This window comes from Candidatus Spongiisocius sp., assembly GCF_965221825.1.
In the GTDB taxonomy this organism is placed as follows: Bacteria; Actinomycetota; Acidimicrobiia; order Spongiisociales; family Spongiisociaceae; genus Spongiisocius.
In genome coordinates this window covers 1,227,767-1,239,923 of record NZ_OZ244917.1, presented here as the reverse complement: position 1 = coordinate 1,239,923, position 12,157 = coordinate 1,227,767, and the positions used below count along the sequence as shown (strand labels likewise).

General features: G+C 67.3%; 11 protein-coding genes. 6 read left to right on the top strand and 5 right to left on the bottom strand.

The window, feature by feature from the left end:
* Positions 1-4: 4 nt before the first annotated feature.
* From ACOQPD_RS05810 to ACOQPD_RS05800, 3 genes are all read right to left on the bottom strand, one after another.
* A complete protein-coding gene (locus ACOQPD_RS05810) occupies positions 5-751 on the bottom strand; it encodes an ABC transporter ATP-binding protein (RefSeq protein ID WP_420613959.1) in 747 nt (248 codons plus the stop codon).
* Positions 748-1,803, bottom strand: a complete 1,056-nt coding sequence (locus ACOQPD_RS05805) for a branched-chain amino acid ABC transporter permease (RefSeq protein ID WP_420613958.1) — start codon at positions 1,801-1,803, stop codon at positions 748-750. The genes ACOQPD_RS05810 and ACOQPD_RS05805 overlap by 4 nt, the downstream gene beginning before the upstream one ends.
* Positions 1,804-1,867: 64 nt before the next feature.
* Entirely contained in the window at positions 1,868-3,898 is a 2,031-nt protein-coding gene (locus tag ACOQPD_RS05800) for an ABC transporter substrate-binding protein (protein WP_420613957.1), read from the bottom strand.
* Positions 3,899-4,240: 342 nt separating this feature from the next.
* On the opposite strand from ACOQPD_RS05800, the gene ACOQPD_RS05795 reads away from it, so the two are divergent.
* The 6 genes from ACOQPD_RS05795 (at position 4,241) to ACOQPD_RS05770 (ending at position 11,267) form a co-directional block, all read left to right on the top strand.
* Positions 4,241-5,113 (top strand): FAD binding domain-containing protein, encoded by an 873-nt coding sequence (locus ACOQPD_RS05795; RefSeq protein WP_420613956.1) that lies wholly within the window; start codon positions 4,241-4,243, stop codon positions 5,111-5,113.
* Positions 5,106-5,597 (top strand): (2Fe-2S)-binding protein, encoded by a 492-nt coding sequence (locus tag ACOQPD_RS05790; RefSeq protein ID WP_420613955.1) that lies wholly within the window; start codon positions 5,106-5,108, stop codon positions 5,595-5,597. The genes ACOQPD_RS05795 and ACOQPD_RS05790 overlap by 8 nt, the downstream gene beginning before the upstream one ends.
* Positions 5,594-7,969 (top strand): xanthine dehydrogenase family protein molybdopterin-binding subunit, encoded by a 2,376-nt coding sequence (locus tag ACOQPD_RS05785; RefSeq protein WP_420613954.1) that lies wholly within the window; start codon positions 5,594-5,596, stop codon positions 7,967-7,969. Before ACOQPD_RS05790 ends, ACOQPD_RS05785 begins: the two co-directional genes overlap by 4 nt.
* A 72-nt stretch (positions 7,970-8,041) precedes the next feature.
* Complete coding sequence (gene hydA / locus ACOQPD_RS05780; protein ID WP_420613953.1) at positions 8,042-9,442, top strand: dihydropyrimidinase; 1,401 nt, start codon at positions 8,042-8,044, stop codon at positions 9,440-9,442.
* Positions 9,443-9,622: 180 nt separating this feature from the next.
* The gene (locus tag ACOQPD_RS05775) at positions 9,623-10,459 is read left to right on the top strand and encodes a nitrilase-related carbon-nitrogen hydrolase (protein ID WP_420613952.1); all 837 of its coding nucleotides are present in this window, start codon (positions 9,623-9,625) and stop codon (positions 10,457-10,459) included.
* Between the two features lie 25 nt (positions 10,460-10,484).
* A complete protein-coding gene (locus ACOQPD_RS05770) occupies positions 10,485-11,267 on the top strand; it encodes an SDR family NAD(P)-dependent oxidoreductase (protein WP_420613951.1) in 783 nt (260 codons plus the stop codon).
* Between the two features lie 42 nt (positions 11,268-11,309).
* On the opposite strand, the gene ACOQPD_RS05765 is transcribed toward ACOQPD_RS05770, so the two are convergent.
* Together ACOQPD_RS05765 and ACOQPD_RS05760 are read right to left on the bottom strand one after the other, a co-directional pair.
* On the bottom strand, positions 11,310-11,735 hold the full coding sequence (locus ACOQPD_RS05765) for a PIN domain-containing protein (protein ID WP_420613950.1): 426 nt from the start codon (positions 11,733-11,735) through the stop codon (positions 11,310-11,312).
* Positions 11,732-11,962 carry a hypothetical protein gene (locus tag ACOQPD_RS05760; RefSeq protein WP_420613949.1) on the bottom strand — a complete coding sequence of 77 codons (231 nt, stop codon included), beginning with the start codon at positions 11,960-11,962 and terminating at the stop codon, positions 11,732-11,734. Before ACOQPD_RS05760 ends, ACOQPD_RS05765 begins: the two co-directional genes overlap by 4 nt.
* Positions 11,963-12,157 lie beyond the last annotated feature (195 nt).

Genomic DNA, 12,157 nt, shown 5'->3' with positions numbered 1-12,157 from the left:
GCTGCTACTTCCCCTCCGCCCCGAAGTAGGCCTCGATGACGGCCGGATCCTCCATGACCTGGCTCGGCGTGCCTTCGGCGAGCTTGGCGCCGCGGTCGAGGACCACCACTCGGTGGCACAGCTCGGCCACGAATCCCACGTTGTGTTCCACCAGGAGGATGGCTACACCGTTCGAGTTGACCTCCTTCAGCCGGTCGGCGATCTCGGCTACCAGAGTGGGATTGACACCGGACGTTGCCTCATCCAGCAGTAGCAGCCTCGGCTCGCTCATCAGGGCCATCCCGATCTCCAGGAGGCGCCGCTGGCCGCCCGACAGTGCGCCCGCGCGCTCGTGCCGGAGCCGGGAGAGCATCAGGAACTCCAAGAGAGACTCGACACGCCGGCGGGTCGCCGCATCCGTCCGGCCGAACAGGCGCGCCGTCCCGATCCGCCTCCACTGGATGCTCAGCTCCATGTTCTCGGAGACGGTCAGCTCGCGGTACACCCGGATCAGCTGGAAGGTGCGGGCCAGGCCGAGCCGGGCCACCTGATGCGGCCGGCTCCGGGTGATATCGACTCCGTCGAAGCTGATCGAACCCGAATCGATGGCCGATACCCGGCTCAGGCAGTCGAACAGGGTCGTTTTCCCGCTGCCGTTGGGACCGATGAGCCCCACCAACTCACCGGCGCCGACGCTGATATCCACTCCGTCGACCGCGGTCAGGCCGCCGAATCGCTTCACCACCCCGCGGGCGTCCAGCAACGCGGTCATGGCTCGTCCTCCTGCGCATCCGGGGGGTCGCCGCGACCGAGCCAGCGCCGCCACATGGCGGTGACCGACGCGCCCCGCGGGTCGACGATCCCGACCAGACCTCTTGGGAGGAAAAGGACGATCACGATCAGGAGGACACCCTGTGCGATCAGGTGGTAGTCCAGAAGGTTGGCCCACAACAGCTCGCGCAGCCAGAACAGCACGACGGCGCCCACGACCGGTCCGGCCACGGTTCCGAGGCCGCCGAGCATGGCGCCCATCACCGCGTCGACGGTCCTGACCTCCACGAAGGCGATGTCGGGATCGACGAAGGTGTTCTGGTAGGCCCATAGCCCCCCGAACAACCCGGTGGAGAAACCGGCGAAGCTGAACACGATCACCTTGAGACGCGTCGTGTTGATCCCGCGCGTCTCCGCCCCCACCTCGTCTTCCCGGATGGCCACCAGGGCGGTGCCGAAGCGCGTGCCCCGCAGCCACCAGGTGAAGGCGACCAGCCCGGCCACGAGCGCCAGCTGGATGTAATAGAAGAGCGGCCGGTTGAGGTATGGCGGCAGCGTCAGTCCCACCCCGCCTCCGGTGAGTCCCCCGGAGACCCGCACAATCTCGCGGACGGCCACGAACGTCCCGAGCATGGCGATCGAGAAGTACGGTCCCTTGAGGCGCATGGTCGCCCTACCGATGGCCGCGGCCAGAGCGCCCGCCACCACGGCGCCCAGGATTATGGCGGGAGGAGACGCCCAGCCGATCTGCGGGCCATTGGTCTGGAGCGACATCAGGATCGCCGTGGTGTAGGCCCCGATCCCGAACCAGGCGGCGTGGCCGAAGTCCACGTAGCCGGTGAACCCCCCGGTCAGGTTCCAGTTCACCGCAACGGCGACCGAGGTGAGCATCAGGGTGAGGGTGAACAGCACCGAGTCGCCGACCCCCGGCAGGGCCGGCAACACCGCGAGCGCCACCAGCAACCCCACCGAGACCCGGACGAGGACCCGCCGGAGTCGGGGCCCGCCCCGGCGGGCGATGGAGGGAGGCGTGCCGGGGGTGATCGGTTTCATGAGGTGGCTCCACCGTCCCCGGACGGCCTGAGGCCTACCGGGCCGGGAGGGTGAGGTCTCGGGATCATGCCGCGGTCGCGTCGACGGGCCGGAGACCCTTGAAGAGGCCCTGCGGTCGCACCACCAGCGCCACCACCAGCAGCACGAACGAGGCCACCACCGCCAGGTTGGTGCCGATCCGGGGGATGTAGACAGCCAGGCCTGCCTCGACGAGGCCGAGAACCATGGCGCCGCCGAGAGCGCCGCGGACCGAGCCGAGCCCCGCCATGGCGGTGATGGCGAATGCCTTGAGCGTGAGGGGCGGGCCTTGGAAGGGCTGCACCGCCAGCACCGGGCTCACGAGCGCACCGGCCACGCCGGTGATCCCGATACAGATGGCGAAGGTGGCGGCGTAGACCTTGGTGACATCGATGCCGACGATCCGCGCTGTCTCCCGGTTCTGGGCAGCGGCCCGGATGCTCTTGCCCAGCCGGCTGCGCGAGAGGAACAGGGTCAGGCCACCCGCCACGACCAGCGCCACCATCAGGATCCAGAAGCGGGTGACGGGAACCGTTACCTCACCCGCCACCTGCCAGACGCCGTCGAGGGCGGTGTCGGCGCGCCGGAAGTCGGCCGAGAAGACCACCTTCATGACGTTCTGGAGGATGATCGCCACCGCGAACATCACGAGCAGCGACACGAGGTGCGGCCGGTCGATCACCCGGTTGACGAGCAGCCGTTGCGTCCCGTAGCCCACCAGCATCATCACCAGGAACACCAGGGGCACGGTCACGAACGGGTCCACCCCCCAGACTTCGTTGGCGAGCCAGGCCATATAGGCGCCGATCATGACGAACTCGCCGTGGGCGAAGTTGATGACGCCCATGACCCCCCAGATGATCGAGAACCCCAGCACGAGGAGCGTGTACATGCCGCCCAGGGCGATGCCGTTGACCAGCATCTGCGCCACCCGCTCGGCGGCCGAGGCCGTCCCGCCACCGCTCGAACCGGCCAGCGGGTAGACCAGGTCGGCGACTGCCGCATCGGCGGGCGCCACCACCCGGATCAGCCCGTCCTGCACCTGCACCGTCCCCATGGGCTTGGCGGTGTTGACGCCGCGCTCGTCGAACGAGATGGGACCGTAGAACGTGTCGGCTTCCAGCCCGTACAGAGCCCGGCGAACCGCGTCGGTGTCGGTGGTCCCGGCGTTCTCGATGGCCAGATGGAGCGCGAGGGCGGCGGCTGTGGCGCTGGCCGCCTGGTAGACGGGGGGCTCTCCCCAGAGGCTCTCGTAGTAGGCCGCGTAGTCCGACGCCCTGCCGAAGTACGGACCCTCGTAGGCCATTACCGGTTCCCACTGGGTGGGGCCCAGCACACCGTCCACGTCCTCGCCGAGTTCGTCGATCAGCTTGGGGTTGGACGGACCCACCGTGATGAGCATCCCGTCGGGAGCGAACCCGAGTTCCTTGGCGGCGTTGACGAACAACACCGCGTCGTTGTAGTGGCCGCCGCCCACGAAGACGTCGGGAGCGAGGTCGCGGAACTTGGTCATGATGGCCGAGGCGTCCTGGATGTCCTTCGGGTAGGTCTCCGTGGCCAGAACCTCGATCCCTGCGGCTTCCAGGTGCCTCCGAGCGCCGCCGGCGACAGCGGTCGGGAAGGAGGTGTCCTCGTAGGCGATCACCGCGGTGCGTGCACCTCGGGCGGCCAGTGCCTCGATGGCGGACTTGGTGTAGTCGCTCGCGATGGTTGCCACGAGGAAGAGGTTCCGGAAACCGCGTTCGAACATGGTGTCGGAGGTCCCGTTTCCCTCCACCATGAGGACGTTGTTGGCCTCGGCTATAGCGCTGGCGCCGGTGGTGAGACCGCTCGAGTAGGGACCGAGCAGGAAATCGACGCCGTCCTCGTCGATGAGCTTCTGGACGAGATTGGCAGCCGTATCGGCATCGGACTCGTCGTCGTAGTAGACGATCTCGGCGGCATAGCGGCGCCCGCCGATGTCGATCCCGCCGTACTCCTCGTTCGCCCACCGAACCCAGGTGTCGTAGCCCTGGCGCGAGTCGCGTCCTTCCACCGCGTACTTACCGGTCTCGCTGAGGGCTGCCCCGATCCTCACCGTCCCCGCGAAGGCGCCGCCGGTCGCCGTTCCATCGGGTGCGCCCGGGGTCCCTTCATCCGCTCCGCACGCGGCCAAACCGACGATCAGCGTGGTGGCGGTTGCCAGAGCGACGACGAGGCGAATACGGACCCACTTTCCCAGTCGCAGCGGTGGTCGACGGTCGAGGACCGGGCCCGGCCGATCATAGTCCGAGCGGCGCGGTCATTCGACGAACCGAAATCTCTCAGGTAGGGGGCGAATCACCCGCCCCGTCCGGGGCATGATGCCTATGATCCTCCCGGAGGACGGACATCGTTGTCGGTCTGGTTGGAGCGCCGTCATGCAGGAGGTGAGCCGCCCATGAAACCAGCGGCCTTTGATTACTCGGCGCCGGAGAGCATCGCGGAGACCCTCGATCTTCTGGCTGAACACGGATCGGGGGCGAAAGTCCTGGCAGGTGGCCAGAGCCTTGTCCCGATGCTCAACTTCAGGCTGGCGAGGCCGGCCCACCTGATCGACGTCAACGGGGTCGACTCGCTGTCCTACATCTCGGCCAACGGGACGCTGCGGATCGGCGCCATGACCCGCCTGACCGCCCTCGGCGAGTCGGATGACGTGGCTGGAGCCCATCCGGTCATCCCCGCGGCCGTCGCCCAGATCGGCCACCGCGCGATCCGCAACCGGGGCACGATCGGCGGCTCCCTGGCCCACAACGATCCGGCGGCGGAGCTTCCGGCGGTGCTGATGGCTCTCGATGGAGAGGTCACCGCCCGGTCGGCGGATGGTGAGCGGGTCGTCGGGATGCAGGACCTGATCGAGGATCGCCTGTTCGAGACCACGCTCGGCGACACCGAACTGCTGACCGAGGTCCGGATACCGGCGGCGCCGGCGTCCAGCACGTTCGGATTCCAGGAGTTCGCCCGCCGGCACGGCGACTTCGCACTGGCCGGGGTGGCAGCGGTGATCGCGACCGATGGGTCGACTATCACGCACGCGGCTCTGGGCGCTTTCGGGGGAACCCATGCCACCCGGCTACCCACCGCGGAGGCCGCTCTGGTGGGCGCCGAGACGGGAGATGCCGCGTTCGCGGCGGCCGGAGCCGGTGCGGCTGCGGACTTTCCCTCGACCTCGGATGTTCACGGAACGGCCGAGTACCGCAGTCACCTGATCAAGGTGCTGACGGTACGGGCCTTGAAGGATGCGGCCCGCAATTCAGGAGGCGGAAATGGCTGAAAACATGAGCGTCGTACTCAACGTCAACGGCGCCGGCCGATCGGTCTCGGTCGAGCCGCGCAAGACACTGGCGGATGCCATACGGGAGGATCTGGGCCTGACCGGGACCCACCTCGGGTGCGAGCACGGGGTGTGCGGCGCCTGCACTGTCCTGATGGACGGTGAGGTGGTCCGATCCTGCCTGATGCTCGCCGTCCAGGCGGGGGGCGCCGAGATAACCACCATCGAGGGCATCGGCCAGGGAGACGACCTCCACCCGATGCAGCAGGCATTCTCCGAGTACCACGGACTGCAGTGCGGTTTCTGCACGCCGGGGATGATCCTGGCCGGGATCGACGTGGTGTCACGGAACCCGGATCCGAGTCGGCAGGAGATACGGGAAGAGATGGGCGGCAACATCTGTCGCTGTACCGGATACCAGAAGATCGTCGAGTCGGTTCAGGCCGCCGCCGCCGCCATGTCCGCCGAAGGGGGGAGCGCATGACCACCACGCAGGAAAACCGCTGGATCGGGGTCTCCGCGCCCCGCCGGGAGGATGCTCCGCTGATCCGGGGCCGGGGTCGCTACATCGCCGACATCGAGCCGGCCGGGACGGTCCACATGGCCATCCTCCGCAGCCCGTACGCCCACGCCCGCATCAACGGTATCGATACGGCCGCGGCGGAGGCAATGGACGGCGTCCATTGCGTGCTGACAGCCGCCGACCTCGAGGGCATCGGGGACTTTCCCACCATCTGGCGCCTGCCGGGCCAGAAAGAGTCCAACACCCCCGCCCTGGCCCCCGGCAAGGCGCGCTACGTAGGTGAGCCGGTCGCCGCGGTGGTGGCCGACTCGCGCTATATGGCCGAGGACGCCCTCGACCTGCTGGACGTGGACTACGAGATCCTCGACCACGTGGTCGACGTGGAGGCTGCCCTGGCCGACGGCGCTCCGGTGATCAACGAGGACCTGGGCGACAACACCATCATCGAGTACACCTTTCCGGGGATCAACGCCCTAGGTGTGGCCGGTGATGTCGACGGCGCCTTCGAGGAGGCTGACGAGATCGTCTCCGGACGGTTCAAGGTGGGTCGCTACTCGGGCGTGGCGCTGGAGACGCGCGGTCACGTTGCCGAGTGGGACGATCTGCGCCAGACGCTCACCCTCCACTCCGGGAGCCAGGTGGCCAGCCTGCTCCGCACGGAGCTGGCGGCGGCTCTCGGCATCCCCGAGACGGCGGTCCGGATCCTCACTCCCAACATCGGTGGCGCGTTCGGCAATCAATGGGACCGCTACCCCGAGGACATCCTCGTCTCGCTGGCGTCGATGAAGCTGCGCCGGCCGGTCAAGTGGATCGAGGACCGCCGTGAGGCGCTCCAGGCCACGGTGCACGGGCGCGAGCAACTCCAGGAGTGGCAACTCGCGGCAAGCTCCGACGGGACCGTTCTCGGTCTCAAGGGCCGGGTCCTCAGCGACCAGGGCGCCCACCTGCATAGCGTGGGCATCGGTCCGGCCTGGGTGACCGGTGCCGCCGCGGTCAACCAGTACAAGATCGCCAACTACCACTGCGACGTGGTGGGGGTGGCCACCAACAAGACCCCGAACAGCACCTTCCGCGGCTTCGGAGGCCCGGAGGCCATGTTCGGCATCGAGCGGATGATGGACAAGACGGCCCGCAGGCTGGGTATCGACCCCGCCGAGTTGCGGCGCCGCAACATGATCCAGGCCGATGAGTTCCCTTACTTCAGCCCGGGCGGCGCCGTCTATGACAGCGGGAACTACCCGGCGGCGCTGGCCAAGGCTCTCGAGGCGGTCGAGTACGACAAGGTGCGGGAGGAGCAGCAGAGCCTGCGGGACCAGGGTGTCTACCGCGGAATCGGCATCGCCTCCTACATCCACGTATCAGGCTTCGGGCCCTCGGCGATCCTGGGGATCCTCGACTACTACACAGGTGGGTACGAGGGCTCCACGGTCAAGATCGACCCCCATGGCAGGGCCACCCTGTACACGGGGATGATCCCGATGGGTCAGGGCACCGAGACCACGCTGGCCCAGGTTGCCGCCGATCACCTGGAGATCGACATCGCCAACGTGCGCGTCGTCTGGGGCGACACCGACCAGACTCCCTATACGGGTTTCGGGTCGGCGGGCAGCCGCTCCAACGTGGCGGCGGTGGCGGTCATCAAGGCCATCGAGGAGATCAAGGCCAAAGCGGTGCGGATCGGCGCCGGGCTCCTGGAGGCGGATCCGGACGACGTTGCCTACGCGGACGGCCGGATATCGGTGAAGGGCGCCGAGGAGATGCGGTCCCTAACCCTGGCTGACGTGGCGCAGCAGGCCTACTGGGCCCACAAGATCCCGGAGGGCGACCAGCCGACCCTGGAGGCGACCTACGTCTACGACCCGGCCAACTTCACGACCGCCTGCGGGACCCACGTGGCCGTGGTGGACGTGGACATCGACACCGGCAAGATCGACTGGGTCAAGTACGTGGTGGTGGACGACGCCGGCACGATCATCAACCCGCTCCTGGTGGAGGGTCAGATCCACGGGGCTCTCTCCAACGGGCTCGGCGGCGCGATGCTGGAGGAGTTCGTGTATGACGAGGAGACCGGACAACTCCTGTCTTCGACCCTCATGGACTACCTGGTGCCGTCCTTCACGGACCTGCCGGACTTCGAGATCCACCATCTGGTGACCCCATCACCGCACACTGAGGGTGGTTTCAAGGGCATGGGCGAGGCGGGATGCTTCCCGGCCGCTCCGGCGCTGGCCAACGCGGTGGCCGACGCCCTGTCCCACCTCGGTGTCGAGGTGGACCAGACGCCGGTCACGCCGAGCCGCCTGTGGTCGCTCATCGACCAGGCCGGCGGCTAGCCATATATGTGATCTTCCGCCCGTGCGTCCACTGGCTGGGGGCTAGGTAATGGCGTTGCGGGTGGGCGCGGCGTGACGACGCTGGTCGAAGGCGGCCGGATCGTCACGGCCGCCGAGGACTACGAGGCGGACATCCTCATCGAGGCCGGGCGTATACGCGCCATCGGCGACCTTGAGGGCACGGAGGCGGACGAGATCATCGACGCCTCCGGTCACCTGGTGTTCCCCGGCGGCATCGACCCCCATACCCACCTGGACACCCCGGTGGCCGGCACGGTGATCTCGGACGACTTCGACACGGGGACACGGGCCGCCGCCGTGGGTGGTACCACCACCATCATCGACTTCGCCATCCAGGAGAAGGGCGCCGACCCGCGGTCGTCGCTGATGCGATGGCACGAGATGGCGGACGGGAAGGCGGCCGTGGACTACGCCTTCCACCAGATCATCACCGACCTGCCCGACAGCCTGCTCCCGTCTCTCGACGGCCTGGTTACCGAGGGCGTCACCAGCTTCAAGCTCTTCATGGCTTACCCGAACGTATGGATGCTGGACGATGGCGCCATCTTCAAGGCGATGCGGAGGACCGCCGAGAACGGTGGCTTCATCATGCTCCACTGCGAGAACGGCCACGCGATCGACGCGCTCGTCAAGGAGTCGCTGGCCAGGGGGGATTCCGACCCGATCTTCCATGCCCGGACCCGGCCGGCCCTCGCCGAGGATGAGGCGACCCGGCGGGGGATCGCGCTGGCGGAGATGGCGGGCGTGCCCCTCTACATAGTCCACATGTCATCGGCCGGTTCGGCCCGGGCGATGGCCGAGGCCCGCGAGCGCGGCGTGCCCGCCTATGCGGAGACCTGCCCGCACTACCTCCTGCTGACGGACGAGAGGCTGGCCGAGCCGGGGTTCCGGGGCTCCCAGTACGTCTGCTCCCCGCCGCTCCGCTCCGCCGACCACCACGATCCGTTGTGGGATGCCCTGGCGGCCGGGGACCTGCAAACGGTGGGAACCGACCATGCGCCCTTCTTCTTCGAACAGCGCCTGGTCGGAAAGGACGACTTCACCAAGATCCCCAACGGCCTCCCCGGCATCGAATGGCGCATGGGCCTGCTCTACCACTTCGGGGTGGCTCTGGGCCGGTTCTCGCTCAACAGGTTCGTGGAGATCACCTCGACCAACGCCGCGAAGCTGTTCGGCCTTTACCCGCGCAAGGGTGAGATCGCCCCCGGATCGGATGCCGACCTGGTGGTGTTCGACCCTGCGGGGAGCACGGAACTATCGGTAGCTACCCAGGTCACCAACTGCGACTACAACCCCTACGAGGGCATGGTCCTGCAAGGCGCCATCCGCGCCGTGCTCCTGCGGGGCCGGGCTATCGTGCGCGACGGCAGGTATGTGGCGCCAAGGCCGGCGGGGGGCTTCGTGAGGAGCGCCGAGTCCGCCGCCCTCAGCAGCTCCACGCTCGTGTCATGATTTGTGGCCTGCGTGTGCGATGATTCGGTGTGTCCTGCTGCCATCGACGCCCCTCGCTGCGTTCCGCTTCCTAGACGTACCGCTGCGGGTACGCCTTCGTCAGCGGGCCTTGCGAGGAGCGCCGCTGCCGACGCAGGCCACACCGCCATCTCACACGCAGACCACATGAAGGGAGGCATCGTGAGGACCGCAGCCGTCCAGATGGGTACGGAGTACGACACGGAGAGCAACGTCAAGCGAGCCGAGCACCTGGTCCGCGAAGCGGCGGACCGCGGGGCGAGGATCGTCTGCCTCCAGGAACTCTTCCACACCGTCTATTTCCCCTTCGAGATGAACGCCCGCCATCTCGATCTGGCCGAACCGATCGACGGCCCCACGATGGAGCGCATGCGCGAGCTGGCCCGCGAGATGAGGATCGTCCTGATCGCCCCGATCTACGAGAAGGCGCTCGACGGCCTCCTGTACAACAGCGCCCCGGTGATCGGACCGGACGGCGGTCTGCTGGGCGTCTACCGCAAGAGCCATATCCCGATCGTCTCGGTGCCCACCCTGACCGGGGTGGAGAAGTACTACTTCGCGCCGGGTGACACCGGGTTCATCACTTTCCCGACCCCGTACGACGTGACGATCGGGATCCTGATCTGCTACGACCGCCACTTCCCCGAGGCGGCCCGCACCCTCGCGCTCAACGGCGCCCAGATCGTCTACGTGCCCACGGCCACCACCGGCATGAGCCGCTACCTGTGGGAGCTGGAACTCCAGGCTCATGCGGTCGACAACATCTACTACGTCGGCGGCGTGAACCGGGTCGGGGTCGACCAGGGAGGCTCCGACTCGCACTTCTACGGATCATCGATGTGGGTGGACCCCAAGGGGCGGATCATCTCGCAGGCGAGCGACAGCGAGGACGAGGTGCTGGTCGCCGATCTCGACCTGTCGGTCATTCCTCAGATCCGCAACGACTGGGGTTTCTTCCGTGACCGGCGGCCCGATCTGTACGGGCAGTTGAGCAGTTGAACCACCGGATACAAGGAGCGAACCGATGGACCTGGGCCTGAAGGACAAGGTAGTGGCGGTCACCGGCGCCAGCCGCGGGATCGGACGGGCGATCGCGCAGGCGTTCGCTCGGGAGGGTGCCCGGGTGGCGGCCCTGGCCCGAACCGAGGACGACCTGGCGCGCACCGTGGAGACGATGGTGGGTGGCGCCGGAACCCATCTGGCGGTGACCTGCGACGTGACCGATCCCGAGCAGGCGGTGTCGGCTCTCGACCGGGTGCGGTCCGAGCTCGGGGGCCTCGACGTCCTGGTCAACAACGCCGGCCGCCGCCAGAACTTCAGCCGGTTGGACACCCTTGAGCTAGAAGAGTGGCGCGTGGGGATCGAGGCCAACCTGTCCTCGGTCTTCTACATGTCCCGGGCGGCGGTCACTTCGATGATCGAACAGCGCTCCGGTTCGATCGTCAACATCTCCTCCATCGCCGGTCCGGTGGCGTTCGCCAACATCGGCGCCTACTCGGCCGCCAAGGCGGGGGTGATCGCCCTCACCAAGGTGATGGCGGTCGAGTGGGCCGAGTTCGGCATCCGGACCAACTCGGTCGCTCCCGGTTGGACCGAGTCCTACATGAACTACGAGCTCCGGACCGACCCGGCCAACAGCGGGCTGTTCGAGTCGATCCGCGACCAGATCGTGATGAAGAGGTTCGCCGACCCGTCCGAGACCGCCAACGCGGTGCTGTTCCTGGCGGGAGACTCGGCCAGCTACATCACCGGCGAGACCATCTTCGTCGACGGAGGCTGGGTGGCCGAAGGCTGGACGGCGGACTGATCGCACAGGAAGCCGTCGCGGCCCATCAGGAACCGGCTGCGCCTACCGGACGAGGACCTCAAGACCCTCGCGGCCGGCCGCCGTGTTGAGCCGGCTGTCGAAGCAGACAAACTCCAGCGTTGCCGGATCTCCCTGTGCGCCGGTAAGCGCTGCTGCCAACTGGAGGGCGTCCGCCGCTCTCAGGGGATGGGTCATGACGAGTCGTTGGGCAAGCCTTCTCAAGCTGGGGCTCGGCTGTATCTCTATCCACGCCACGGACAGCGCGTTCAGATACCGGTGGTGGTCGGCGAGTTCATCGGACGTGAGGTTCCCTGCCCGTTCATGACGGGCGAGCGCGCTCACGAACTCAACCGGGGTACCCCACCATACGACCATCCGATCGTCGTCCGATAGCAATGTACGCGCAAGGGGAGAGTGTTCCTCGTCGGAGGACAGGGCCACTATGGCCGAGGTGTCCCAGAACCTCAACGATGTCCTTCGCTGTACTCGGAGTCGCGGTCGTCGCGCAGTGCTTCGAGAAGTCCATGACCCGCCGGCCATGACCCGCCGACTTCGCGAAGTGCCTCCAGAGCGCCCATATCGCGTTCCCGGGTAGCGATACCTTCGGCAAGCAGTTGTTCGATCCGGGCCTGGTCTTCATCATCCGGCGCCGGTGAGTGAGCGGCCCGATCCGTCAACGGTACGATGCGGGCCACAGGGGTTCGCCGGTGCATTACGAGTACGGTTTCGCCGGCTCGGACCCGTCTTAGGTAGGCACTGAGTCCGTTTCTCACCTGCGAGATAGTTGCTGTCAACACTGCCACCCCGCTCATCGTTCCAGCTTCAGCAGCCATCTTAGCCATATTAAGATGGCTATGTTGGCTATGTCGTGAAATCCCGGTGACGGGTTC

Bases quoted from the DNA above. Each gene is read 5' to 3' on its own strand.
- ACOQPD_RS05810 (WP_420613959.1), bottom strand. From the start codon at position 751: ATGACCGCGTTGCTGGACGCCCGCGGGGTGGTGAAGCGATTCGGCGGC.
- ACOQPD_RS05805 (WP_420613958.1), bottom strand. From the start codon at position 1,803: ATGAAACCGATCACCCCCGGCACGCCTCCCTCCATCGCCCGCCGGGGC.
- ACOQPD_RS05795 (WP_420613956.1), top strand. From the start codon at position 4,241: ATGAAACCAGCGGCCTTTGATTACTCGGCGCCGGAGAGCATCGCGGAG.
- ACOQPD_RS05790 (WP_420613955.1), top strand. From the start codon at position 5,106: ATGGCTGAAAACATGAGCGTCGTACTCAACGTCAACGGCGCCGGCCGA.
- ACOQPD_RS05785 (WP_420613954.1), top strand. From the start codon at position 5,594: ATGACCACCACGCAGGAAAACCGCTGGATCGGGGTCTCCGCGCCCCGC.
- ACOQPD_RS05770 (WP_420613951.1), top strand. From the start codon at position 10,485: ATGGACCTGGGCCTGAAGGACAAGGTAGTGGCGGTCACCGGCGCCAGC.